This window comes from Arthrobacter sp. 147(2020) (assembly GCF_013116715.1).
GTDB lineage: Bacteria > Actinomycetota > Actinomycetes > Actinomycetales > Micrococcaceae > Arthrobacter_D.
Window position 1 is genome coordinate 89,147 of sequence record NZ_JABFOM010000009.1, and the last position, 22,991, is coordinate 112,137.

At 66.4% G+C, this 22,991-nt stretch carries 26 protein-coding genes; 13 read left to right on the forward strand and 13 right to left on the reverse strand.

What is annotated here, in order from left to right; translation table 11 throughout:
• Positions 1 to 72: 72 nt before the first annotated feature.
• Genes HMI58_RS08780 through HMI58_RS08815 form a run of 8 tightly spaced genes read right to left on the reverse strand, consistent with a single transcriptional unit; the run spans position 73 to position 3,814 of the window.
• On the reverse strand, positions 73 to 402 hold the full coding sequence (locus HMI58_RS08780; RefSeq protein WP_171585507.1) for a hypothetical protein: 330 nt from the start codon (positions 400 to 402) through the stop codon (positions 73 to 75).
• Positions 395 to 994 carry an Asp23/Gls24 family envelope stress response protein gene (locus tag HMI58_RS08785; RefSeq protein ID WP_171619083.1) on the reverse strand — a complete coding sequence of 200 codons (600 nt, stop codon included), beginning with the start codon at positions 992 to 994 and terminating at the stop codon, positions 395 to 397. The genes HMI58_RS08780 and HMI58_RS08785 overlap by 8 nt, the downstream gene beginning before the upstream one ends.
• Positions 991 to 1,557 carry a sigma-70 family RNA polymerase sigma factor gene (locus HMI58_RS08790; RefSeq protein ID WP_171619085.1) on the reverse strand — a complete coding sequence of 189 codons (567 nt, stop codon included), beginning with the start codon at positions 1,555 to 1,557 and terminating at the stop codon, positions 991 to 993. Before HMI58_RS08790 ends, HMI58_RS08785 begins: the two co-directional genes overlap by 4 nt.
• Positions 1,554 to 2,153: a hypothetical protein gene (locus tag HMI58_RS08795; protein ID WP_171619087.1), complete on the reverse strand. Its 600-nt coding sequence runs from the start codon at positions 2,151 to 2,153 to the stop codon at positions 1,554 to 1,556. Before HMI58_RS08795 ends, HMI58_RS08790 begins: the two co-directional genes overlap by 4 nt.
• Positions 2,150 to 2,731, reverse strand: a complete 582-nt coding sequence (locus HMI58_RS08800; protein ID WP_171619089.1) for a DUF6286 domain-containing protein — start codon at positions 2,729 to 2,731, stop codon at positions 2,150 to 2,152. The genes HMI58_RS08795 and HMI58_RS08800 overlap by 4 nt, the downstream gene beginning before the upstream one ends.
• Positions 2,728 to 3,108, reverse strand: coding sequence for a hypothetical protein (locus HMI58_RS08805; protein WP_171619091.1), 381 nt, complete (start codon positions 3,106 to 3,108; stop codon positions 2,728 to 2,730). Before HMI58_RS08805 ends, HMI58_RS08800 begins: the two co-directional genes overlap by 4 nt.
• Complete coding sequence (locus HMI58_RS08810; RefSeq protein WP_171585501.1) at positions 3,105 to 3,296, reverse strand: DUF2273 domain-containing protein; 192 nt, start codon at positions 3,294 to 3,296, stop codon at positions 3,105 to 3,107. Before HMI58_RS08810 ends, HMI58_RS08805 begins: the two co-directional genes overlap by 4 nt.
• The gene (locus HMI58_RS08815; protein WP_171619094.1) at positions 3,293 to 3,814 is read right to left on the reverse strand and encodes an Asp23/Gls24 family envelope stress response protein; all 522 of its coding nucleotides are present in this window, start codon (positions 3,812 to 3,814) and stop codon (positions 3,293 to 3,295) included. Before HMI58_RS08815 ends, HMI58_RS08810 begins: the two co-directional genes overlap by 4 nt.
• A 281-nt stretch (positions 3,815 to 4,095) precedes the next feature.
• Here HMI58_RS08815 and HMI58_RS08820 point away from each other — a divergent pair, with 281 nt between their 5' ends.
• The 4 genes from HMI58_RS08820 to HMI58_RS08835 are packed head-to-tail and all read left to right on the forward strand — an operon-like array spanning position 4,096 to position 7,823.
• Positions 4,096 to 4,737 carry an ABC transporter permease gene (locus tag HMI58_RS08820; protein WP_171619096.1) on the forward strand — a complete coding sequence of 214 codons (642 nt, stop codon included), beginning with the start codon at positions 4,096 to 4,098 and terminating at the stop codon, positions 4,735 to 4,737.
• Positions 4,730 to 5,986: an ABC transporter ATP-binding protein gene (locus HMI58_RS08825; RefSeq protein ID WP_192476275.1), complete on the forward strand. Its 1,257-nt coding sequence runs from the start codon at positions 4,730 to 4,732 to the stop codon at positions 5,984 to 5,986. The genes HMI58_RS08820 and HMI58_RS08825 overlap by 8 nt, the downstream gene beginning before the upstream one ends.
• Positions 5,983 to 6,765: an ABC transporter permease gene (locus HMI58_RS08830; protein WP_171619098.1), complete on the forward strand. Its 783-nt coding sequence runs from the start codon at positions 5,983 to 5,985 to the stop codon at positions 6,763 to 6,765. The genes HMI58_RS08825 and HMI58_RS08830 overlap by 4 nt, the downstream gene beginning before the upstream one ends.
• Complete coding sequence (locus HMI58_RS08835) at positions 6,765 to 7,823, forward strand: glycine betaine ABC transporter substrate-binding protein (RefSeq protein WP_171619100.1); 1,059 nt, start codon at positions 6,765 to 6,767, stop codon at positions 7,821 to 7,823. The genes HMI58_RS08830 and HMI58_RS08835 overlap by 1 nt, the downstream gene beginning before the upstream one ends.
• Before the next feature lie 14 nt (positions 7,824 to 7,837).
• Here the strand turns inward: HMI58_RS08835 and HMI58_RS08840 are convergent, their stop codons facing one another.
• Together HMI58_RS08840 and HMI58_RS08845 are read right to left on the reverse strand one after the other, a co-directional pair.
• On the reverse strand, positions 7,838 to 8,989 hold the full coding sequence (locus HMI58_RS08840) for an EAL domain-containing protein (RefSeq protein ID WP_225667989.1): 1,152 nt from the start codon (positions 8,987 to 8,989) through the stop codon (positions 7,838 to 7,840).
• Positions 8,986 to 9,162, reverse strand: a complete 177-nt coding sequence (locus HMI58_RS08845; RefSeq protein ID WP_171585496.1) for a DUF1059 domain-containing protein — start codon at positions 9,160 to 9,162, stop codon at positions 8,986 to 8,988. Before HMI58_RS08845 ends, HMI58_RS08840 begins: the two co-directional genes overlap by 4 nt.
• Before the next feature lie 266 nt (positions 9,163 to 9,428).
• Here HMI58_RS08845 and HMI58_RS08850 point away from each other — a divergent pair, with 266 nt between their 5' ends.
• The 7 genes from HMI58_RS08850 (at position 9,429) to HMI58_RS08880 (ending at position 18,015) form a co-directional block, all read left to right on the forward strand.
• Positions 9,429 to 10,466 carry a LacI family DNA-binding transcriptional regulator gene (locus HMI58_RS08850; RefSeq protein WP_171619102.1) on the forward strand — a complete coding sequence of 346 codons (1,038 nt, stop codon included), beginning with the start codon at positions 9,429 to 9,431 and terminating at the stop codon, positions 10,464 to 10,466.
• A gap of 46 nt (positions 10,467 to 10,512) precedes the next feature.
• Entirely contained in the window at positions 10,513 to 11,805 is a 1,293-nt protein-coding gene (locus HMI58_RS08855; protein ID WP_171619104.1) for an extracellular solute-binding protein, read from the forward strand.
• Between the two features lie 89 nt (positions 11,806 to 11,894).
• Entirely contained in the window at positions 11,895 to 12,767 is an 873-nt protein-coding gene (locus HMI58_RS08860; protein WP_205208036.1) for a sugar ABC transporter permease, read from the forward strand.
• Position 12,768: 1 nt separating this feature from the next.
• The gene (locus HMI58_RS08865) at positions 12,769 to 13,686 is read left to right on the forward strand and encodes a carbohydrate ABC transporter permease (RefSeq protein WP_171619106.1); all 918 of its coding nucleotides are present in this window, start codon (positions 12,769 to 12,771) and stop codon (positions 13,684 to 13,686) included.
• A gap of 33 nt (positions 13,687 to 13,719) precedes the next feature.
• Positions 13,720 to 14,793 (forward strand): glycosidase, encoded by a 1,074-nt coding sequence (locus HMI58_RS08870; protein ID WP_345890617.1) that lies wholly within the window; start codon positions 13,720 to 13,722, stop codon positions 14,791 to 14,793.
• Positions 14,790 to 16,931: a hypothetical protein gene (locus tag HMI58_RS08875; protein WP_171619109.1), complete on the forward strand. Its 2,142-nt coding sequence runs from the start codon at positions 14,790 to 14,792 to the stop codon at positions 16,929 to 16,931. The genes HMI58_RS08870 and HMI58_RS08875 overlap by 4 nt, the downstream gene beginning before the upstream one ends.
• Positions 16,932 to 17,103: 172 nt before the next feature.
• Complete coding sequence (locus HMI58_RS08880; RefSeq protein WP_171585489.1) at positions 17,104 to 18,015, forward strand: phosphodiesterase; 912 nt, start codon at positions 17,104 to 17,106, stop codon at positions 18,013 to 18,015.
• Between the two features lie 48 nt (positions 18,016 to 18,063).
• Here HMI58_RS08880 and HMI58_RS08885 read toward each other — a convergent pair whose 3' ends face one another.
• The gene (locus HMI58_RS08885; protein WP_171585668.1) at positions 18,064 to 19,479 is read right to left on the reverse strand and encodes a stealth family protein; all 1,416 of its coding nucleotides are present in this window, start codon (positions 19,477 to 19,479) and stop codon (positions 18,064 to 18,066) included.
• Between the two features lie 264 nt (positions 19,480 to 19,743).
• A complete protein-coding gene (locus HMI58_RS08890) occupies positions 19,744 to 20,376 on the reverse strand; it encodes a DUF1684 domain-containing protein (protein ID WP_171619111.1) in 633 nt (210 codons plus the stop codon).
• A gap of 75 nt (positions 20,377 to 20,451) precedes the next feature.
• Here HMI58_RS08890 and HMI58_RS08895 point away from each other — a divergent pair, with 75 nt between their 5' ends.
• Both HMI58_RS08895 and HMI58_RS08900 read left to right on the forward strand, forming a co-directional pair.
• Entirely contained in the window at positions 20,452 to 21,204 is a 753-nt protein-coding gene (locus HMI58_RS08895; protein ID WP_318779168.1) for a sulfite exporter TauE/SafE family protein, read from the forward strand.
• 55 nt (positions 21,205 to 21,259) lie between these two features.
• Positions 21,260 to 22,546, forward strand: coding sequence for a DUF6350 family protein (locus HMI58_RS08900; RefSeq protein WP_171619115.1), 1,287 nt, complete (start codon positions 21,260 to 21,262; stop codon positions 22,544 to 22,546).
• A gap of 26 nt (positions 22,547 to 22,572) precedes the next feature.
• Here the strand turns inward: HMI58_RS08900 and HMI58_RS08905 are convergent.
• On the reverse strand, positions 22,573 to 22,991 hold a 419-nt coding region (locus HMI58_RS08905), incomplete at its 5' end, for a hypothetical protein (protein WP_171585485.1).

Genomic DNA, 22,991 nt, shown 5'->3' on the forward strand with positions numbered 1-22,991 from the left:
GGGCCCAGACCTGCCGTCAGCAAGCGGCGGGTCTGGGCTGCGGGGCCGTTTCTGGCTGACCGGACGCGGAAACTAGGAGAACTGCGTGTCCGCGAACCCACAGACCGTGATCTCCACGGTCACCTGCAGGGAGCTGGTATCCGGTTCCCGGGCCAGTCCGGCCCGGATGGCTGCGGCCACCTCACGGACCAGTCGCGGCGCCGCCGTGTCAGTGAGTGCGGCGATCCGGGCCCTGACCGCCAGCCGGGAGCCGGAAACGTCAACGTCCACCAGAGTTTCATCGGCGCCCAGGGTCCTGGCAATCCCCGCCAGGATCGCCGAACGTGCCGGGTACAGGCCAGCCACTCCTTCGACCCCGGTGATGATCTCCTCGACCCGGAGTGCCAGTTGGTCCTTACTCATTCACCTCTCCTCTCGGGTCCCCACCCACGCGCTCGTGAACGTCGGTCACCGATACGTCGACGTCGGTCAGGTTCAGCTCCGTCTGGGTTCTCACCGTGTCGGCGATCCGTGTCCGGAGGGACTCGACCATGGCCGGGAGCGGGTAGCCGAAGAATGCAGTCACGTTTACCTCGATCCGGACCTCGCCGCCCGGCTCGGTGATGTTCCCGTGCAGGCGGCATTTGCCGATCGTGGCACCGGCGACGTCGTCGCCGGTCGAGCGGATCAACGCGACGAGGCTGCCCTCGGTCTGAGCGAAGGAGTCCTCCGGGTCCTCGCCCGACAGCGGAATGCTCCGACCGGACCGCATCTCCAGCCGCAGGTTGCCCAGAATTGACTGCAGCCAGGGCTCGTCACCCGAACCTGCCTGTTCGGTATCGGCCGCCGCGAGTTCGTCGGTCAGCCGGTGCAGCGCACGCAGCCCAGCCAACCCTGCCTGACATTCGGGGCAGCGTTCGTAGTGCTGCTCTGCTGTCGACTGACCGGTCCGCAGGTACTCTTCGAGCTCGTCGAGGCTGTGGCCGCAACCGGGATCAGGGATGTCGTTGCTCATCGCCAGTCCTCCATTTCCTTCATCAGGGTGGTTCGTGCTCTCGATAGCCTGCCGCGAACGCTGTCGGTGCTGATCTCCAGCGTTTCGGCGATGTCCTCGTAGGATTGCCCGCCCATCTCCTTGAGCACCCAACACTGGCGCTGCTCGTCCGGAAGCTTCCGGAGTGCTGCCACCAGGGATTGCATCTGCGAGCCCTGTTCGACGGCCCGCTCCGGACCGGGTGCCGGATCGGGTGGTTCGACGTCGTCAAGGTCGTCCACCGGCCGGCGTTTCCTGATTAGGTCAATGCTTTTCCGGCCGCAGATGCGCATGAGCCACGGCTTGACTGCGGCGCCATCCTGCAGTTCGCCGAGCTGGTTCCAGGCCTGGATCAAAGTCTCCTGCACGGCGTCGTCGGCGTCCGCCGCCGAACCGGTGAGTCGTCGGGCGTAGCCGCGCATCAGCGGCCCGTACCGGCGTGCAATGGCCTCGAAGGAGGCGACGTCGCCGTCCGCCGCGCGCTCCACCAGGAACGAGTCATGGGCATCGTTGAGGTTCAGGCGGGGGCGGGCCGGGGCCGTCAATCGACTCTCCGCGTGCGGGTGAGGCGCGCCCGGGCACCCGCGTGGACGCTGACGAGGATGGGGTGGCGCACGCCAAGCAGGGTGTCCAGACCGCTGATCGCCTCCTCGGCCGCGGCGACCACGGCTGCGGGAGACGCCCCGCGGCGCGGCTGGACCCGGACGCGGAGGCCGGTCTGCCGACGTACCCGCCAGGAGGTCACTCCGACGGACAGGATCTGCCCGTTCCCCTCGAGGCCCGAACGGAGAGCGTCCTCCACGAGGGAGGTCTCGACCGTCGTGGTACCCGCGCCGGTGTCCTGCTGCGCCAGGGTGCGGGTGCGCCCGCCGCCCTGCGAGGCAATCCACCCGATCAGCAGGGCAGCGCACGCCAGCACCAGGGCCAGCGCGGCGACGGTCCACCAGCTGGTCTCGGTGTTCAGGGGAGCGGCCGCCAGAATGCCGGGGAGGCCCTCCACAGCGGCCGTGCCCACGGAGGTCCAGGTACCGGCTACCTCGGGGAGCAGGCCGGCGGCAGCGGTGAGCGCGCCGACGGCGAGAAGTACCAGCCCCAGCAGGACCAAAAGGGTCCGGTTGAGCCAGCGATGGGTGGAACTCATATGCCTAGTGCTCCTTCATGCCTGAGGTTGATCCTAGCGCCTGGTTCAGGACGGATCCCGTACCCGGAGAGTTCGTCCTCGACTGCCGCGCGAATGAGCGTTTCGTCAAGGGGAGACCCACTGGTCGGGCGGACGTCGACGGTGATGCGGCGCCTGTCCACCCGGGTGGACACCTGGTCCGGGTCCAGCCCCGCCTCCTGGCGGGTTCGGCGGGACACGGCAGCCGCGATGACTTCCGAATCCACCACCACGGCCGTCCGGTCCCGGTCCACCACATGGAGGTCTCTGGTGCCCGGTGTCAGGGCGACCAGCAGAAACATCAGTCCCACCAATGCCAGACCCAGACCGGCGAGGGTCAGCCCCCAGGGGAGGACGGTGCTGGGGAGGCCTGCCGCCCAGTTGAGCAGGGCGGGTGGACTGATGATCAGCGGGGGCTGGTTCACCACTGAGAGAACGGCCTCGGTGCCCAGCCACGCCAACCCGGCCAGCAGGACGACGGCGGCACTTACCGACGCGACGGCACGGGAGGAATGCGTTTCGCGGCGGAGAAGCCGGCGGGTGTGAAGTGTTTCGCTCATGCCAGTTTCCTTTCCGCGGGGGGCCGGATCCCGGTCAACCGGATATTGATCCGGCCCACCTGGGACCCGGTGACCTGCTGGGCTGTTTCACGGATTCCGTTCCGGGCGCGGTCCGCTCGGTCAAACACCGTTCCGCCGCCGTGTTCCACCGCTGAGGGATCCTGTGCCGCCTGCAGGAGGCTGGGCGCGGGAAGAGGGACCGAGACGGTGATGCCGAGGGCGCCGTCGTCGTCGGCCAGCACGACCCGCACCTCACTCCGGGGGACGCCGAAGTTGGCTGCTGCCACGGCCTCGGCGGTGTGGGTCAGTGCCGACCTGGTGATCCGGGTGTGCCCGGTGCGTCCCGGAGCGGCGGCGCCCCGGTTGGTAGCGGTCACGACGCCGAACGCCGGCCCCGCAGGGCATCCAGGACTGAGCCTGGGTCAAGCTTGCCTTCGGCGGTGCGACCGGCAACGGCACCGATCACCATGAACACGGCGACCAGCACGAAACCCCAAAAACCGAAGATCAGTGCGGCGAAGGCCAGGGTGGCTCCGGTGGCGATACCGGCTGTCGTGGGGCTCACGAGACGCGGGATTCGGTCGGGGCGGACTCGGCGTTGCTGTCGCGGGTGTCATCACCGGGGACGTGGATGTCACTGATGGTCACGTTCACCTCGGTGACCTCCATGCCGACGAGGTCCTCCACGGCAGAGTAGATGGCGTCGCGGACCTGATCCGCCACCTCCTTCAGCGGGTGCGGGTACTCGACGACGAGGGTGACATCGACTGCCACCTGGGTCTGGCCGACCTCGACACTGATGCCCTGAGTGTGGTCTTCCTTCTGGCCGACAGCGCCGCGGATCGAACCGAGCGCGCGCGCAGCTCCGCCGCCGAGTGCATGGACGCCGGGGATGTCACGGATAGCAATGCCGGCGATCTTCGCCACCACGTTGTCAGCGATGGCTGTCGCGCCGCGCCCGCCGTCGTGCTGACGCTTCCCATTGGGTGCCGTGGCTGCCGCAGTAGCGGGCTGGCGGTTGGCGAGCGCCTGAGGGGTGGAGCCCGTCGCGGTCGGCTTCTTGTCCTGTGGCTGGGTGCTCATCGTGATGCTCCTTGATGCTGAAGTCGGTGGATAAATCGGTGATGCGGGGGGCGCTCAAAAGAGGCGCTCCTGCAGGTAAGACGCTCCGTCCGGGGCAAAGGTCACGGTCACCTCACGGTGATGTGTCTCACACTGACATCGACGGCAAACCGTGACCATGGCGTGATGGTTCCTTTACATTGCTGTGCCTAGTGTGGACGGAAGGCCAATTCAATGCGCCTCGAAACTACTGAAAATGTGCCTGCGGGCTGATACGTAACCAAGGTGAAGAGGGTATTGATTTGTTGGATTTCTTTGGAGACCGGCTGCCTCAAATCCTGTTTGCTAGCTGGCAGCACTTTTCCCTGGTGGTCCAATGCCTGATCCTCGGAACCGTTCTTGCGGTGGGACTCGCGGCGCTCGTGTACCGCAGCAACCTCTTCAGGTCGCTCGCCAATAGCGTCTCCGCCGTCGGCCTGACCATCCCGTCCTTCGCCTTCATTGGGCTCATGATCGCTCCGTTTGGGTTCGGTGTCACGCCCGCCGTGATCGTGGTGTCGTTCTTCGCAGCGCTCCCGATCCTTCGGAACGCGGTTGTCGGCCTGACCGGCATTGACCACGGCGTGGTGGAATCCGCCAGGGGGATCGGCATGAGCCGCTTCCGCACGCTCCTGCAGGTGGAGCTGCCGCTGGCCTGGCCGGTGATCCTCGCCGGGATCCGCGTTTCGGCGCAGATGGTGATGGGCATCGCCGCGATCACCGCCTATGCACTGGGCCCCGGGCTGGGAGGCTTCATCTTCTCCGGGCTGTCCCGCCTGGGCGGCGCCAACGCCCTGGAGTCCGTTGCCACCGGCGTCATCGCCGTCATCATTCTTGCCCTAATACTCGACGTTCTGCTCATCGGCCTCGGCCGACTAACCACCCCGCGAGGTATCCGTGTCTGAGACCCAATCCACAGCAACCGACAACTCCGGGACGCCCGGGAACGCCATTACCGGGGCCAGCATCCTGTTGGACAAGGTCACCAAACGCTACCCGGGGCAGGACAGCCCGGCGGTGGACGGTCTCACCCTGGAAATCCCCGCCGGGAAGATTGTCATGCTGGTAGGCCCCTCGGGCTGCGGCAAAACCACCACCCTCAAAATGATCAACCGGCTCATCGAGCCGACTGAGGGACGGATCGTCCTGGACGACGACGACGTCACCGACATCAACGGGGACAGCCTGCGACGCCGGATCGGCTATGTCATCCAGGCTGGTGGCCTGTTCCCCCACATGACTGTCTCAGCGAACATTGGGATCGTGCCGAAGATGCTCGGCGGGAGCAAGGACAGGATCGCCGCCCGGGTCGATGAGCTGCTGGAGCTGGTGTCCCTGGACCCCGCCCAGTACCGGGACCGTTTCCCCAAGGAACTCTCCGGTGGGCAGCAGCAGCGGGTGGGGGTGGCCCGCGCGCTTGCAGCGGACCCTCCGGTCCTGTTGATGGATGAGCCGTTCGGCGCCGTGGACCCGATCACCCGTCAGCGGCTCCAGGATGAGCTGCTGAACATCCAGGCCGAACTGCAGAAAACGATCGTCTGCGTGACCCACGACTTCGACGAGGCAGTGAAGCTTGGTGACTGGATTGCCATCTTCACCGACGGAGCCCAGCTGGTGCAGTACGACACCCCCGAAAGGATCCTCGCGAACCCAGCGAACGAGTTTGTCGAAAACTTTATCGGTTCCGGTGCCGGCCTGAAGCAGCTCACCCTGACCCGGGTCAACGAGGTGGACCTGGCCGACGCCGTGGTGGCCAGCAGCGGCGACCTTGCCAGCGATGTCCTCTCCCGGCTCGACCAGGCCCAGCACGACCACGCAGTGATCGTCGACGGGAAGAACCGCCCCATCCAGTGGCTCACCCGCCGCCAGCTCACCCGGCTGGACCGGGTTACCGACGACCGTGACGCCAAACTCCCGGTGGTCGGCGACCGCGCGACCCTCAATGACGCGCTGGACACCATGCTGGTCTCCAGCGCCGGCGCTGCCCTCGTCACGGGGAAGCGGGACGCCTTCCTGGGCGTGATCGACGTCGAGACGGTGATGGATGCGATCGGACGCGCCCACACGCACGCCCGGTCGGCGCACTCCTCCGGACGTCCGGTGGGAGTCAACACCGGAACCCTGCAGGCAGTCACCGAAGGAAACGGGCAGTGAGCGCTGCCGCGCCCGCCCAGACTCCCCAGGCACTCGCCGCCCAATCGGATGTAGCCGGGCCCTCCTGGCGCCCGCTGATCTACCAGCTGGCTGGAATCCTGCTGGCCCTCGCTGCCCTGGTGGCCTGGGCTCTGACGGCAGACCTGTCGGAGACCGAGCTCAACACCCTGAACCCCGATTCCCTCCTCGGTTACACCCTCGAACACCTCGCCCTGACGGCGGTGTCGGCAGTGATCGTGCTGCTGATCGCGATTCCGCTGGGGATCGCGCTGACCCGCGGTCCATTCCGGCGGCTGACCGGACCTGTGCTCGCAGTCGTCAACGTGGGCCAGGCAGCTCCCGCGATCGGCCTGATCGTGCTCCTCGCCTCCTGGCAGGGGTTCGGCTTCAACGCGGCGATCACCGCACTGGTGCTCTACGCGCTGCTGCCGGTCCTGCGCAACACCATGGTGGGCATCAACCAGGTGGACGAACGGCTGGTCGAAGCCGGGCGGGGGATGGGCATGAGTGCCCTAGCCGTGCTGTTCAGGGTGGAACTTCCCCTGGCGGTCCCGGTGATGCTCGCAGGGATCCGCACCGCGCTGGTGCTCCTCGTCGGCACCGCAGCACTCGCAGCATTCATCAATGGCGGTGGCCTGGGCATTCTGATCATTACCGGAGTCAACCTGAACCTCGTCAGCGTCCTGGTGGTCGGCTCGGTCCTCGTGGCCCTGCTCGCCCTCCTGGTCGACTGGATTGGGCGCGTCGTTGAACACGTCGCCCGCCCGAAAGGACTCTGATGCGTTTCACCACTACCCCCGCCACCGCAGCAACACCCGCTACGGCGACCCGCACCCTGACCCGTCGTCTCGGCGGCGCCGCAGCCATCCTGTCGGCCGGGTTGCTGGCCTCGGGCTGCGGTCTGCAGCCCGCCACATCCTACGTTCCCGTCGCGGGACCCGGCAGCATTGAAGAGATTGTCGACGGCGAGCCGCTGACCGTCACGTCGAAGAACTTCACCGAGCAGCTGATTCTCGGCAAGATCTCGGTCCTTGCCGGACAGGCAGCTGGGTTTGACGTCACTGACCTCACCAATGTGCCCGGCAGCCAGCCCGTCCGGGAGCTGCTGCTCGCCGGACAGGCGGATGTCACCTGGGAGTACACCGGCACGGCCTGGCTCACCTATCTCGGCATGTCCGAGGGGTTCCCGAACCAGGAGGAGCAGTTCGCGGCCGTCTACGAGGCGGACCTGGAGAACGGTCTCACCTGGGGGGATTCGGCGCCTCTGAACAACACGTATGCGATAGCGGTGCGGAGTGAGGCAGTCGAGGAGTTGGGCGGGATCAGTACCATCTCCGAGATCGCCGAGCTGCCGGTGGAGGAGCGGACGTTCTGCGTGGAGGCCGAGTTCAACTCCCGGCCGGACGGCATGAACCCGATGCTGGCCCACTACGGGATGGAGCGCGGCGCATCCGAGGGGGTCCCCGATGACAACATCAGTATCTTCGACACCGGCGCCGTCTACACGGCGACCGACAACGGCGACTGCAACTTCGGTGAGGTGTTCTCGACTGACGGCCGGATCGACGCCCTGGACCTGACCATCCTGGAGGACGACCTGGGCTTCTTCCCCGCCTATAACGCGGCGCCGGTCTTCTTCTCCGAGACCCTGCAGGCATACCCTGCACTGGAGGAGGTTTTCGGGGCAATCGCACCCACCCTGACCGATGAGGCGTTGCGGGCAATGAACCTGCGCGTCGATGTCGAAGGCGAGGAGCCAGCGGACGTTGCCTTTGACTTCATGGTGGAGCAGGGCTTCATCTCCGAACCCGACGGGTTACTCGGCGCCGGCAGCTAGGTGTACCCAGACAGCTAGGGAACCGGCACCGGCGCGGTCAGCGCAGTGATCATCCGTTCCAGTCGGGCGATCCCGGCAAACCGTCCGGCGTTGTCGGTCACCAGCAGTGGGTCGAACCGGTAGGAGGGCTCACGGGTCATCGAGCGGTCGAGGGCGTCCCCGAGCGGAGTGTCAAGGTTGGCGCGCATCCCCTGGCTCACCACGCCGAGGGCAGCGGCGTCGGGCGTCACCAGTGAGACCGGCCGCAGGTCGGCGTCGATCAGCACCACCGATCCCAGCCCGGGGTCGCGAATGAAAGCGTCCACTGCCTGGGTCAGGGACATTACGGCGGGCGCGTGCTCGACGACGTCGCGCAGGACCGTGCGCTCGACGCTTGCCTGCCGGGCGGCGAGGCGGTGCGCCACCTCAAGTTCCACCCCTGCCCACGGCGGCCCGGGCCGGGCCAGGAGGTACCCCTGGACCAGGGGAACGCCGAGACTGACCAGGGTGTCGAGCTCCTCGACCCGCTCCACCCCTTCGGCGAGGATCCAGGCGTCGACCCGGCCAGCGAAAATGCCGAGCATCTCGATCAGTGCACGTTTTGCCTCATCGCGGTCGACGTCGAGGATCAGCTCGCGGTCAATCTTGATCATCGAGGGGCGCAGCTGCAGCAGGTGGCGCAGGCCCGCATAGCCTGCACCCGCATCGTCGACCGCGATCAGGGCGCCCGCCGACCGCAGCTGGTGCAGATCCGGTTCCAGTTCAAGGTAGGAGTCGATGGGAGTCTGCTCGGTGAGTTCGACGATCAGGCCACCGAGGTTGCCCTCCTGGCGCCAGACGCTGCGGATCTCCTCGGTGGTCAGCAGCTCGGGGGAGACGTTGAGGGTCAGAAAGCAGTTGGGAGGCAGGCTGGCCCGCTCCCGCAGGGCCACCTTGAGGGTGGCTGACTCCAGGTCCGCGCTCCTGCCATGGCGGCGTGCAGCTGCAAACCAGGCCTCCGGGTTCCGTTCAGCGAATCCGGGGAAGCGTGCCAGCGCCTCGTACCCGACGACGGTGCCCCGGGACGTATCGACGATCGGCTGGTAGGCGGTGGCCAGACCTTCTCCCCGGCAGGCGGCCGTCAGCAACGAGTCCCAGTCCGGCGCCGCCAGGGCGCCGGACTGGGAGGGGTCGGCGGTGGAGCTCAACTCACCGGCTGGATGGCACCGCGGACCGACTGGACCAGCTCGTCCGGGATGGTGGTCAACCCGTGGGCGGCAGCGGCATGCGCTCCCACCTGGACCAGAATTTCGTCCTCAGTGCTGCACACCCAGCGGGCGTCGCAACCGGGAACCACATCACCACATGCAAACGACTTCATCGGATCTCCTTGTACTACGCCTTCGTTGGCGCTGAATTAATCTGTTCGTTTTCTACCGCAGCCTGCGGTATATATTCGCCCCGGCGACGCAGAAAGACTGCTGCACCACCGGCGCGACTTCCCCCACATCCCGAAGACGTCCTTGACTATCGGCAACTGAACCGGTTTAGTTAAGGTTACTTAACCGGTTAAGTGATGTGAATCACTGTGTGGTGCGTTTCAGCACCTCGTTACACCGGACCACCTAGACGAGGAAGTCGACAGCGATGCGGGTAACGATCAGCGACGTAGCGCGTGCCGCTGGCGTGAGCAAAGGGGCAGTGTCCTATGCACTCAACGGCCAGGCGGGGGTCAGCGAGGACACCCGTAGGCGCATCCTCAGCACCGCGGCAGCCCTCGGCTGGACACCCAGCCTCCGTGCCAGGTCGTTGTCCTCCTCGAAGGCCTATGCGCTGGGCCTGGTCGTTGCCCGGGACCCCCGGCTTCTGGGAAGCGACCCGTTCTTTCCCTCGTTCATCGCCGGTATCGAAACCACACTGGCCGACCGCGGCTACTCCCTGGTGCTGACCGTCGCCACCAAGACCGGCTCCGAGGAGTCCAGCTACCGCCGGCTGGCCCACGAGGGCCGCGTGGACGGGGTCATCCTCAGCGACATGCGCACCAACGATTCCCGGATCGCCCTGCTCCTGGAGCTGGGGCTCGCGGCCGTCACGCTGAACCGGCCGGAAACACCCTCACCTTTTCCCGCGGTCTGCATGGATGACACCGAGGGCATCAGCGAGGCTGTCCAGCACCTCATCGACCTGGGCCACACCCGGATCGCCCATGTGGGCGGAAGCCAGCACTACATCCACGGCCTCAGCCGCCGGAACGCCTGGGCAAACACCCTCGAACTGAACGGTCTGGCAACCGACCTGTTCGTCGAGGCCGACTTCGGTGCCGTCCAGGGGGTGGCCGCGACCGCCGACCTGCTGGGACGGGCAAATCCACCGACCGCCATCGTGTACGCAAATGACATCATGGCCACCGCAGGCCAGGCTTACGCCCAACAGCAGGGACTGCGCATCCCGCATGACCTCTCGGTTACCGGCTACGACAACACCGAGTACGCCCAGTACCTCACCCCGGCCCTGACCAGTATCGGCAGTGACCCGCTGCGCTGGGGGAGCGCCGCAGCCCAGGTCCTGCTCAACCAGCTCGAAGGCACCCACGACGGCGAGGACGTTGTCCTTCCCGCCCCACGACTTATTACCCGCGGGTCCACCGCGGCACCCCACGGCCGGAACACCACTGGCAGTCAGTAACAGCACATCACCAACAGAAGCAAAATGTGATCTAGGAGAAAACGCAATGACGCGATACACCAAACGAGCACTGGCCATCACGGCCACCGCCATGATGGGTCTCGGCCTCGCCGCCTGCGGCGGCGGCGGCGGGGACGCAGCAGCGGACGGGGAACTCACCAGCGGTCCCATCACCATCTGGTACTCGAACAACCAAGACGAAGTCGCCTGGGGCGAAGCCATGGTGGAAGCCTGGAACGCTGACAACCCGGACCAGGAGGTCACCGCCCAGGAGATTCCCGCCGGGACCAGCTCCGAGGAAGTGATTGCCGCAGCCATCACCGCCGGCAACGCTCCCTGCATCGTGATGAACACGGCGCCCGTCGCCGTCCCGCAGTTCCAGGAAATGGGCGGGCTGGTCCCGCTGGACACCTTCGAGGACGGCGTCGAGTACGTCGAGTCCCGCAGCGGTGACGTCGCTGACCAGTACAAATCGGCCGACGGCCAGTACTACCAGCTGCCCTGGAAATCCAATCCGGTGGTCCTGTACTACAACAAGGACCTGTTCGAGGCGGCAGGGCTCGACCCCGAGAACCCGGCGCTCGGCACGCAGGACGAACTCCTGGAAACCTCCCGCGCCCTCGTCGAGTCCGGTGAGGCCGAGTACGCCATGTGGCCCTCTCCGGCCGGTGAGTTCTATCAGTCCTGGTTCGACTTCTACCCCTTCTTTGCCGCCGCGTCCGGCGGAACCCAGCTGGTCGTTGACGGGGAGGCAGCCTTCAACACCGAAGAGGGCAAGGCTGTGGCTGGCATGTGGCAGACCATGTACGAGGAGGGACTCTCCTCCCAGGAGGCCTACACCGGCGACTCCTTCGTCGATGGCAAGGCAGCGATCGCCATTTCCGGTCCATGGGCCATCCCGTACTACGGTGACGACGTGAACTGGGGAACGGCACCGGTTCCGGGGCTGGAGGAGGGTGACGAGAGCTACACCTTCTCCGACGCCAAGAACATGGCCATCTACTCGGCCTGCGATAACAAGCAGACCGCCTGGGACCTGATGAAGTTCGCCACGAGCGAGGAACAGGACGGGGAACTTCTGGAGATAACTGGCCAGATGCCGATCCGTGCCGACCTGACCGAGGCGTACGCCGAGTACTTCGAGGCCAACCCGGCCTACACCGAATTCGCCGACCAGGCCTCACGGGCCGTCGAGGTACCGAACGTGCCCAACTCGGTGGAGATCTGGCAGACCTTCCGTGACGTCTACGGCGCCTCGGTGATCTTCGGCAACGAGACAGTCGATGACGCGTTTACCACCGCCGCAGAGGAAATCACCAATCTCGCCTCCGAAGAGTAGGCGGACCGACGGTGACCACTTCAACCACCGTCGGTAAGCCGCGGGATCCGGGCACCAGCCCGGCTCCCGCCCCCCGCCGGCGCAAAAACCTGCTGGGACGTCAGCCCCTCGGGATCGTGTTCAGCGCACCATACGTGATTTTCATCCTCGCGGTGCTCGCGTTTCCCCTCGGCTACGCCGTCTACATTTCCTTTCACGACTTCTTCTTCACCGCTCCGGGCGTCGCCGTCGAACGGCCCTTCGTCGGCTTCGACAATTACGCAGCAGTCCTCACGGATCCCGACGTCGGCCGGTCGTTCGCCAACATCGGCGTGTTCCTGATCATCAACGTTCCGCTCACCGTGGGACTCTCCCTGATACTGGCCAACGCGCTGAACCGGGTCACCCGGTTCCGCACCTTCTTCAGGGTCAGCTACTACGTTCCCTACGTGACGGCCAGCGTCGCAGTCGTCGGGGTGTGGCTGTTCCTCTTCGCCCAGAACGGCCTGGTCAACTCGATCCTCGGCCCACTGGGCCCGGACCCGTCCTGGCTGGTCAATTCAGGCCTGGCCATGCCCACCATTGCCCTGTACGTGACCTGGAAGCAGCTCGGATTCTTCATCCTGCTCTATCTGGCCGCGCTGCAAAACATCCCCGAGGAACTCTACGAGTCCGCCTCGGTGGACGGAGCGGGCAAGGTCAGGCAGTTCTGGTCCATCACGGTCCCCAGCGTGCGGCCAGCCAGCTTCCTGGTGACGCTGCTCGCCACCATTACCGGCGCGAACCTCTTCACCGAGCCCTATCTCCTCACCGGGGGTGGCGGACCGGACGGCGCCTCGACGTCACCGGTGTTCCTCATGTACCAAGAGGGCATTCTGCAGGGCAACCCCGACACCGCAGCGGCACTGGGCGTCATCCTGGTGCTCGGCGTCCTGCTCCTGGCATTCCTCCAACGCCGCTTTATCGGCGGAAAGGACGACTGAAATGGCCAAGGACTACCAGCCGACCCTCAGCACGACGCCGGCCACCCCGGCCGTCACTCCGGCTCCCCGCGCCTCATCGACCGAGAAGCAGCGCGGGCTGCGGCCGGTCAGCTTCATCCTGCTCGCCGTCGGCGCGTTCGTGTTCCTGTTTCCCTTCTATTACATGTTCATCGGTTCCCTGCAGACTGAACCCGACACCTCCGTGGCGGGGGCATTCCCCAACTTCGAGAACATCACCGGGGCGAACTATGTGTTGATCAACGAGTCGATCAACCTCTTTCGGGGTCTGGTCAACTCGGGGATCTTCACCGGAGGGGTGATTGCGTGCACGGTCCTCTTCGGCATTCCGGTGGGGTACGCCCTGGCGCAGCTGCAGTTCCGTGGCCGCGGTGCGGTGTTCGCGCTGCTGCTGCTGGTGCAAATGGTGCCCTTCCAGCTGCTGCTGATCCCGTTGTACGTGCTGATTGTGCGTGACTACGGGCTGGCGGATAGCTACCTGGGGATGATCCTGCCGTTCGCAATCAACTCCACAGCGGTTTTCGTGTTCAGGCAGTACTTCCTGCAACTGCCCGCCTCCCTGTTCGAGGCGGCCCGGATCGACGGCGCGTCTGAACTGCGGATCCTGCTGCAGATCGCCATCCCCCTGGTGCGGCCAGCCATCGTGACAGCCATCCTGCTGACCTTCATCGGGCCGTGGAACGAATTCCTGTGGCCGTTCCTGGTCACCAAGGACACCGCGTTCCAACCGCTCGCCGTGTCGCTCGCCAACTACATCTCTAACGTCGCGGCGATCGCAGCCAACCCGTTCGGCGCCATCCTGGCCGGTGCCTGCGTGCTCGCGGCACCCGCCGTCGCACTGTTCATCGTCTTCCAACGACAGTTCATCTCCACCAATATCGGATCAAGCGCAAAGGGCTGACCAACCATGACTTCGCAAAGCATTGCAACACCTGTGACCTCACTACCCACCGTGCCGTTCACGCTCACGCGTGCCGGTGTCATCATGACTCCCGAGGAGGGCAACGAGTTCGAAGCCGACGGTGTTCTCAACCCGGCCAGCGGCCGCGGCCCGGACGGAGAGCTGTACCTGCTGCCGCGTCTCGTCTCCAAGGGCAACGTGTCCCGCGTGGGACTGGCGAAAATCATCATCGAAAATGGGGTGCCCACCGGGGTGGACCGGATGGGAGTGGTCCTCGCCCCCGACGAAGGCTGGGAACGCGGCACCAACAATGCGGGCACCGAGGACCCCCGCACCACCTGGGTCCCCTCGCTGGGCCTGCACCTGATGACCTACGTAGCGTATGGCCCGATGGGGCCGCGGATGGCCTTCGCCCACTCGACCGACCTCAGGTCGTGGCAGCGACTGGGCCCGTGCTTCTTCGAATACAAGGCTGAGCTGTCGATGGACCTGAACCTGTTCCCCAACAAGGACGGGGTGTTCTTCCCCGAACCGGTCAACGACCCCGACGGCGTCCCCTCCTACGCGCTCCTGCACCGCCCCATGTGGGACCTGGGCTGGATCCGTGAAGGCGAGGGCGAACACCTTCCCGCCGGGATCACCGACAACCGGCCCGGCATCTGGATTTCCTATGTGTCGGTGGAGGACGTCGAGAGGGACATCCGGAACCTGGTGCACATGGGCAAACACACCCTCGTGGCGATGAGTGAGTTCGAGTTCGAGGAGCTCAAGATCGGCGGCGGCCCACCACCGATCCGGGTGGACGAGGGCTGGCTGATCATCCACCACGGGGTGGCCGGAGCGCTGGAGAAATCCGCGTTCGACCACCAGCAGAAGGTCAATTACTCGGCGGCGGCAATGATCCTCTCCGCTGATGACCCTTCGATCGTGATTGCCCGCAGCCGTGAACCCCTGCTGCAGCCCGAGACGGACGACGAGAAGTCGGGCATTGTGCCCAACGTGGTCTTCCCGACCGCCATTGAGGAGATTGACGGTCAGCTATTCGTCTTCTACGGCATGGCGGACTCCAAAATCGGTGTGGCCCGCCTCGATCGGGTAGTGGCATGAGCCCCCGGGCCGCACGCATCCCGTGCCTGGCGGTTAGCGCGGCACTCGCGTTTGTCGGCGTCGGGATGGCACCGGTCGCGGCAGCACCGGGCCCCGTCTCCCTGGCTCCGGCGGGTTCCACCTTCCTGGCACCGGCCCCTGCGGAGACTGCGCCCTTGACCAACACCTCCCATCTGGACTGGTTGCTCGACGAAGTGCCGGTTCCTGACATTGAGGGGCACAGCACCTATCGCTCCGACGAGCAGCCGGCGGCGCTGGCGCCGTGGACCTATGCCGACCGGAACGACGACGGCACCTACCGCAAGATCGGCGGCGGCAACCTCGATGCCGAGGGGAACTGGAGCCAGGGCGCCTACAACGCCGATGACGTCTCCCGCACCGCTGTGGTCTACCTCAGGCACTGGCAGCAGACCGGCAGCGAGGCGAGCAGGGAATCAGCCTTCCAGACCCTGCGTTCGCTGGCCTACCTGCAGACCACTGACGGCCCCAACGCAGGCAATGTGGTGCTGTGGCAGCAGACCGACGGGGATCTCAACCCGAGCGCCGAACCGATCGAGCTTCCCGATCCCAGCGATTCCGCCGAGTCCTACTGGGTGGCCCGCACGGTGTGGGCGCTCGGCGAGGGGTACGCGGCGTTCCGCGACGCCGACCCCGAGTTCGCCGCGTTCCTGCAGGACCGCCTCCACCTGTCCCTGGATGCGCTGAACCGGCAGTCACTAAGCCAGTACGGCCAGTACGAGATGGCCGACGGCAAACAGGTTCCCGCCTGGCTGATCGCCGACGGCGCCGACTCGTCAGCCGAGGCCGTGCTGGGACTGTCGGCGTACGTCGAGGCGGCGCCAACGGATGAGGTGGCGCGGACAGCACTGGTTCGCCTCAGCGAGGGCATCGCCGAAATGTCATCGGGTGATACCCAGGCGTGGCCCTTCGGCGCCATCCTGCCGTGGACCAAGTCCCAGACCTTCTGGCACGCCTGGGGCGGCATGGCTCCGGCCGCCGTCGCCGATGCCTCGGTGGTGCTGGACCGTCAGGACCTGGCTGACGCCGCTGTGCGTGACACCGCAGGGTTCACCGCGCAGTTGATCGTCGCTGGCGGGCCTGACAACGCGTGGACCCCCACGCCGTCGGAACAGGTCCAGATCGCCTACGGCGTGGACTCACGGCTGCAAAGCCTGGTTGCCACGGCCGAGGCGACCGGCGCGACCGGGCTGTACGAGCTGGCGGCGGTGATGGGCGGCTGGTACTTCGGCGCCAATCGCAGCGGCGAGCCCACCTACAACCCGGCGACCGGTGTCACCTTCGACGGTGTCCAGGCGGACGGGTCCGTGAACTTCAACTCGGGAGCCGAATCCACCATCCACGGGCTGCTGTCGATGCTGGTGCTCGACGCCCACCCGGAGCTGAAGGCTGACGCCCTGGGCATCAATGAGACAGTCGCCACCGACGGGCTCACGGTGGTGGAGGCGGAATCCGGTGCCATCAGGGGGAACGGCTCAATGGTGACGGCCGAGTCCGCGTGGACAGGCGAAGCCAACATCTCGGGCGGTGCGTTCGCGCAGCTCAGCAACGGCGCACGGCTCCGCATCCCGGTGCCGGCACACCAGCAGGACCGGAACGTGTACCCGATCGTGAACCGCACCATCGAGGAGGCGGGGACCACCGCCTGGTCCGGGAAGCGGAAGCTCGGCACCACCCCCAACGGTGGCGCCGGTGAGCAGGGCATCACCGACGCGCCGGGCCTGCTGCAGCCGTTCAGCCTGGACCGGGAGCTGGCAAAGGGCGAACGATCAGTGACAGCCTCGGTCCGGGGAGCCGCGTCGATCGATGCGCTCCTACTCCAACCGGTGATCTCCTCGGTGACGGTTGATGGGCCGGCGGGGGAGTCCACCATCTATGTCAGCGCTTCCGGGAAGAAGTCGCTGCATACGGTTGACGTACCCCGCGGCTATCGGCTGGAACAGCAGGCCTTCGACGCGGCCGGCCAGCCGGTGAAGGTGCCGGGTAGCAGGGACTCCGGCGGCAAGGGTTCCAGCAGCAAGGGGCCGGACGGCGGGAAAGGCCATGGCAAGGGCAAGGGCCACGATGAGGTCTACCTCGCGCCGGGCGGGTTCACCGAAACCTCGCTGGTCCGCCGGTAGGGAGTACTCCGCGGCCGGGCTTCGGCCCGGCCGCGGAGCCCCCCGGGAGGGGTCAATCTCGCACCGTTATCCGACTTGCCGTACTGTGTTCACCCTGTATTGGTTTGATCTCTGCTTTGATGGAGGTCAATTAGGTTGTAAACGGTCACCGCCAGCTACCTAGAAGGTCACCATGAATTACCGGACGGCCGAGCATCCTCGGCCGCAGCAGTTTATCCTCCACCTCAGCGACACTCACCTGCTCGGCGGGTCCGGGCCACTGTACGGGGCGGTGGATAGCGAAGCCCGGTTGCGTCAGATCTTTGACGAGCTCGAAACGTCGGGCGCCAGACCCGAGGCGCTGGTTTTCACCGGTGACCTCGCCGACAAGGGCGAGGCCGACGCTTACACGAAGCTGCGCGCGATAGTTGAACCCGCCGCAGCGAAGCTCGGCGCCGAGGTGATCTGGGCGATGGGCAACCACGACGACCGCGCCAATTTCCGGGTCGGGCTGCTGGACCAGGCGCCGGACGCGTCCCCCGTTGACCGCAGCTACCTCATCAACGGGCTGCGGATCATCACCCTGGACTCCACGGTGCCGGGTCACCACTACGGCGAGTTCAGCCACGACCAGCTGGTGTGGCTGGCCAACGAACTGCTCACCCCGGCACCCCACGGCACCCTGCTGGCCCTGCACCATCCCCCGATCCCCTGCATCCAGGATCTCTCGGTCCTCGTGGAGCTGCGCGGCCAGCGGCAGCTCGCCGACGTCGTCGCAGGGTCCGATGTCCGCGGCATCCTGGCGGGTCACCTGCACTACTCCACCACCGCCACTTTCGCCGGTGTGCCGGTGTCGGTGGCGTCGGCCACCTGCTACACGCAGGACCTGGGGTACGACGGCGGCGGCACCCGCGGGCAGGACGGCGCTCAGGCGTACAACCTGGTGCACGTCTACGAGGACACGATCGTGCACTCGGTGGTCCCCATCGGCGCCTACCGGCCGGTCGGCGAGACCGTCCCGCTGGTCGAAACCCGCCGCCGACTGGACGCGGCGGGCGTGCGGATCGCCGACGCGGCACCGGCCCGCCAGCTCACCGGGGCCTAGCCTCTCAGCCGGGGGCGGGCTCGCCCCCGGCTGCCGGAACCGTGCGGCCTACTTCTCCCAGGGTGCCTTGATCGGGAAGTACTTCTCCAGGAAATCTGTCACCAGGTGCGCCCGCTCGTCGGCGGGCACTTCAGGGAAGCTCCCGTCATTGAGGCAAAAGAAATCGGTGTGCCGTTTGTCGAGCAGCTTGTTCAGGCTCCGCAGCCCCGACCGCATGGTGGTGTCGATGTACTGGACCTTGGCCGATTCCTGGGTGACAGCCCGTCCGGTGAGCAGTGCGTAGTAGTGGTACAGCGAGTTGGTCACCGAGATGTTGTCCTTGGCACGGAACCGTGAGGCGGCGGTCGCCGCAAACTCGGCGGAGAACTCCTCCTCCATCTCCAGCAGCACGCTCCGGCGCAGTGGAGCCGCCGTGTGCTCCAGGTGGCGGGTGGTGATCCTGCCGAAGCGTTCGTGCAGCAGCCTCCGGTTCACCCGGGCAGCATTCTCGAAGCCGCTGCGTTCGGCGTCGTTGTCGCCCAACCCAATCCGGGTATCGGCCTGGATGAACTTGGTGATCCCGCCGGGGGAGAAGAACATTTCGGGGGACACCGGGCGGCCGAAGAACATGTCGTCGTTGGAGTACAGGAAGTGTTCCGACAATCCGGGAATGTGCTGCAGCTGGCTCTCGACCGCCTGCGAGTTGTGGGTCGGGAGGACCGATGGGTCCCTGAAATGCTCTTCAGAACGGACCAGGGTCACCGAGGGGTGATCGGCCAGCCACTCAGGGGCGTCCGAGTCGGTGGCAATGAAGATCCGGCGGATCCACGGCGCGAACATGTACACGGACCGCAGGGCGTACTTCAGCTCGTTGATCTGCCGGAAGCGGGCCTCATGGTCGTCACCCTCACCTACCACTGCGTCCTTCATCCGGGCGGCGCGGGCGGCCTGGTACTCGGCTGAACTGCCGTCCACCCAGGAGAAGACCAGATCAATCTCGAAGTCGATGTCGGTGGCATGGTCGGCGAACATGTTGTCGATGGTCGGCCACATCAGGCCGTGCCGTTCGACCGAGCCGCGGACCACCTCCGAGGAGGGCAGGGTGCGGCGGGTGAGGGAGTTCTCCACCGGTAGTTCGATGGCGTCGCCGTCGAGCGACCACAGTTCAATTTGCACGCCGGCGGACGGGCCGAAGGACAGGCCGCCGATCGGTTCGATGCGGGGCCGGAACAGGCGGAAGATGCGGGCCTTCGCGCTGTGCGAGAGGGAGCCGTCGGTGACCAGCAGGGTGGTGCGGCGTTTGGTGTCTACGGTGCGTGAGTAGAACGGTTCGTCGCGGCAGGCGGAGACCAGTGCGTCCCGCAGCCGTTCGCGGTACTTGAGGTCGATCGCGATGACGGGACGCTCGTCGTTGCCGCGGACCAGCAGGTACTCGATGCCGGCGTCGTCGAGCGCGGCGCGGATGAACAGGAGGTCCTCGACCATGGCCTGGTGCGGGGTCACGCTCTGGTTAATCAGGGTGAAGCGGCGCTTGACGGTGGTGATGTCGGTGCGGTCAGTGAAACGCGCGACCGCGGCGCGGGACGCCGACTCGAGGACTTCGGCCTCGTCGACCGGCTCGGGAGCCCCGAAATAGATATCGTGTTGGGCAGCAGTATCCGTAATGGGTTCCTCCAAAGGGGGTAACAGGAGTGTTTAGTCCATGATAAAGCCTGCTGCTTACTTGCCCGTCGGCGCGCGGAACACCCGCTAGTAGGTGGAGTACAGCTCACCGACGCGCAGTTCCGCGTCCACCCGGTTGTCCGGCCCTGGAAGTGGGCAGGCCCATGCCTCGTCGTAGGCGCAGGACGGGTTGTAGGCAAAGTTCAGGTCGATGACCACCTTGTCGCCAGCCATTCCGAGGTGCGCCCCCTTGACCGTATCTAGCACGTAACGCCCGCCCCCGTAGGTGCCGTCATCCTGGCCACCCGAGCCGTCGCGCAATGGCAGGAACAGCCCGCCGCCGTAGGAGGCGAGCCGCCACAGGGCCAGCCGGCCCACGCCGTCGAGGCCCACGGTGCCGAGCCGCTGGAACGTCACGGTCCCGTCGGTGCCGGTGGGGACGTCCATTTCCTCGCCCACGCCGTCGTCGTCGATCACTGCCTCGAACCGGTAGTCCGGCTGGTACGGGGCCACCGTGAGGCCGTCGAAGGACGCCTTCGCCGTGTCGTCCAGGGGCGACGCCGGGTGGGTGGCGAACAGCCTGTCGCGGCCCGCGCGCCACAGGTCATGCGCCGCCGACGACGATCCGGCCGCCGCGCTCTCGCGCACCTGGCGGTAGAGCTCGAAGACCTGGTTGCGCCAGTCGGCGATGTGCAGTGCTGTGGTCGCTGTTGGCATCATCCAAGCCTAGCGGCCCCGTACCGGCGGTCCGTCACGGAACAGGAAATACAGTTGCCCAGGCGTACTGTGTCATCTGTGACCACCGGCATCTTCTTCATCGTTCTCTTCTCCATCCTGCTCGGCGCGGTAGCGCAGCGGATCGCCGGCCTTGGCTTCGCCCTGCTCATCGCGCCGTTCCTGGTGATCATTCTCGGGCCGCATGAGGGTGTGATCCTCGTCAACATTTGCGGGGTGGTGTCCTCCACTCTCATTGTGGGACGGGTCTGGAAAGACATCGACTGGAGCATGTTCAGGTGGCTTGCGATCCCCTCCCTCTTCGGGTCGGTGCCCGGCTCGGTGGCCGCTGTGATGCTCCCGTCCGCTCCGCTCTCGGTGACCGTTGGAGCGGTCGTCCTGGTTGCGCTATCGGTGTCGCTGGTGCTGCAACGCTCGTCAGTGGTGGTCAAGGGCAATACGCCGAAGGTGGTGGCCGGGTTTACCGCGGGCCTGACCAACTCGATGGCAGGGGTGGGCGGGCCAGCGGTCAGCGCCTACGCGCTGCTGTCCCGTTGGCCCCAGCGGCAGTTCGCCGCGACGCTGCAACCGTTCTTCGTGGTGATCGGGCTGATGACCCTGATCGTCAAACTCAGCCTCGATCCCACCGACGCCCCCGCACTCCAGTGGTGGATGTGGTCGGCCATCGGCGTCGTGATCGTGCTCGGAATCTTCACCGGGGAGAAACTTGGCCGCTTCATCAAGGACGATCACGCCCGGTTCTTTGTGATTGTGATCGCATTCCTTGGTGCCGGGGCCGCGCTGGTCAAGGGACTGATGGACCTGCTGGTCTAGTCCCGGCCCGAGTCGCTGGACATGCAACGCGGCTCCCGGTGGCACCATTGAGGTGATGAAACTTCCTCTCCGTATGCCCGGTCGGCGTGCCCTGCCCATGCCCCTGTGGTTACAGGGTGTGTTTGAGCTGGCCCAGTCAGCAGTGATCTCCGGGCTACTGATCCTGGTACCCCTGGCCGCCGTGTGGTTGGCGGGAGGGTTCGGCGACAGGACCCCCGACGCCATGGCGCAGCTGGGAGGGCAGATCTGGCTCCTCATCCACGGGGTACCCCTGGAAGTGACCTTTGCGGCGGCTGAGCCCGACGGCGCCGGCACTACCGGCATCCTCTCGCTAGTGCCGCTGGGCCTGACGCTCATCCCGTTCCTGCTGTCCTGGCGTGCTGGCCGGCGGCTCGCCCGTGCCTCGTACTCCGACCAGCTCTGGCAGGGCGTGGTGGGCGCACTCGGCATCTACGCGGTGATCGGCGCCTCGGTCGCCTACCTCAGCTCCACCACCGAAGCGGCGATCCAGCTGGCCGCTGGCGCCCTCATCCCGCTGCTCTCGGCGGGCCTTGGCCTGGTGATCGGTGCCTACCGTGAGGCCGGGGCGTGGAGCCGGCTGATCGGCGTCGACGGCGTCGCCTGGCTGGCACGCACCAGCCAGCACTCGCGGTGGGCCGGGTCCTACGCCTGGTCCTGTCTGCGCGCCGGATTCGTTGCCCTCACCATCTCCCTGGGGCTGTCAGCGGTACTGCTCGCTGTCACATTCGGCTTCCGCTGGGCCGAGATGGCGGCCGTCTACCAGCGTCTTGACGCTGGGATCATCGGCGGCAGCGCCCTCACCCTGGCGCAGCTCGGTTTCCTCCCCAACCTGGTGGTGTGGACCCTCTCCTGGGCGTCCGGTGCAGGATTCGCCCTGGGCTCGGGCAGCGCGATCACCCCGCTGACCACCAGCGCCGGGCCGCTCCCGGCCCTGCCCGTGTTGGGTGCAGTGCCGCCCGGCACCCTCGAATACGGTCTGGCCGCCCTCGCCATCCCGGTCCTGGCTGGACTGCTGGCGGGGTGGTGGTTCTTCAGGGAAGGCGAAAACCACCTCGACGAGTGGCTGGAAATCAAGATGGAGGCCCGCTGGTTCACCGCCAGCGTCTCGACCGTCTGCGCGGCCGTGCTGATCGGCCTGGCCGCCGGAGCCATGGCAGCGGTTGTTGCCTGGCTCTCCCACGCCTCGCTCGGCCTGGGCCGGCTGGTGGATCTGGGGCCCAACCCGCTCTGGGTGGGGCTGTTCATCGCCGGCGAGGTGGCGGTCGGCGTCGTCGTCGGCTATGCCGCCGGACCGCTCCTGGAGCGGGAGAAGCGCGCCTAGACCGGGACTTCCCAGACTGGGACTGCTCAGGAGCCGCCGGGGAGGAACCCGCCGAGGTTCATCAGGTCGTCCTGGCACTTGGCCTGGGCAGCATTGGTGAGGGCGGTGCTCATGCACTCCTCGTATTCGACGGTGACCGGCCACAGGGCCACCTGGGCGCCGGTACCCAGCACCAGGAACGCTGTTGCTCCAAGACCCACCATTGTGGTGATGCGGAGCAGAGCCGGAAGCTTGTCCCGCACCGCCCGAACGAGGGCGAAGATCCCCAGCACCAGGGCCACCAGACCCAGGACGAGGCCGATCACCTTCCACGGCAGGGGAAGGGTGCCCGTGAGGACAGCACCGAGCATCGCCAGCAGGAACCACCTGAAGTAGCTCCGCGTCCTGGCCAGCTCCTGTTCCGCAGGCGACCCGGGGGTGGGCGCGCCGGGGGCAGGTTTAGCGG

What these genes read in the sequence shown, in the direction of transcription:
- HMI58_RS08890 (WP_171619111.1), bottom strand. Translation starts at nt 20,376, where the DNA reads ATGATGCCAACAGCGACCACAGCACTGCACATCGCCGACTGGCGCAAC.
- HMI58_RS08785 (WP_171619083.1), bottom strand. Translation starts at nt 994, where the DNA reads ATGAGCAACGACATCCCTGATCCCGGTTGCGGCCACAGCCTCGACGAG.
- HMI58_RS08835 (WP_171619100.1), top strand. Translation starts at nt 6,765, where the DNA reads ATGCGTTTCACCACTACCCCCGCCACCGCAGCAACACCCGCTACGGCG.
- HMI58_RS08885 (WP_171585668.1), bottom strand. Translation starts at nt 19,479, where the DNA reads ATGGTCGAGGACCTCCTGTTCATCCGCGCCGCGCTCGACGACGCCGGC.
- HMI58_RS08865 (WP_171619106.1), top strand. Translation starts at nt 12,769, where the DNA reads ATGGCCAAGGACTACCAGCCGACCCTCAGCACGACGCCGGCCACCCCG.
- HMI58_RS08815 (WP_171619094.1), bottom strand. Translation starts at nt 3,814, where the DNA reads ATGAGCACCCAGCCACAGGACAAGAAGCCGACCGCGACGGGCTCCACC.
- HMI58_RS08780 (WP_171585507.1), bottom strand. Translation starts at nt 402, where the DNA reads ATGAGTAAGGACCAACTGGCACTCCGGGTCGAGGAGATCATCACCGGG.
- HMI58_RS08875 (WP_171619109.1), top strand. Translation starts at nt 14,790, where the DNA reads ATGAGCCCCCGGGCCGCACGCATCCCGTGCCTGGCGGTTAGCGCGGCA.
- HMI58_RS08855 (WP_171619104.1), top strand. Translation starts at nt 10,513, where the DNA reads ATGACGCGATACACCAAACGAGCACTGGCCATCACGGCCACCGCCATG.
- HMI58_RS08900 (WP_171619115.1), top strand. Translation starts at nt 21,260, where the DNA reads ATGAAACTTCCTCTCCGTATGCCCGGTCGGCGTGCCCTGCCCATGCCC.
- HMI58_RS08800 (WP_171619089.1), bottom strand. Translation starts at nt 2,731, where the DNA reads ATGAGCGAAACACTTCACACCCGCCGGCTTCTCCGCCGCGAAACGCAT.
- HMI58_RS08795 (WP_171619087.1), bottom strand. Translation starts at nt 2,153, where the DNA reads ATGAGTTCCACCCATCGCTGGCTCAACCGGACCCTTTTGGTCCTGCTG.
- HMI58_RS08845 (WP_171585496.1), bottom strand. Translation starts at nt 9,162, where the DNA reads ATGAAGTCGTTTGCATGTGGTGATGTGGTTCCCGGTTGCGACGCCCGC.
- HMI58_RS08850 (WP_171619102.1), top strand. Translation starts at nt 9,429, where the DNA reads ATGCGGGTAACGATCAGCGACGTAGCGCGTGCCGCTGGCGTGAGCAAA.
- HMI58_RS08880 (WP_171585489.1), top strand. Translation starts at nt 17,104, where the DNA reads ATGAATTACCGGACGGCCGAGCATCCTCGGCCGCAGCAGTTTATCCTC.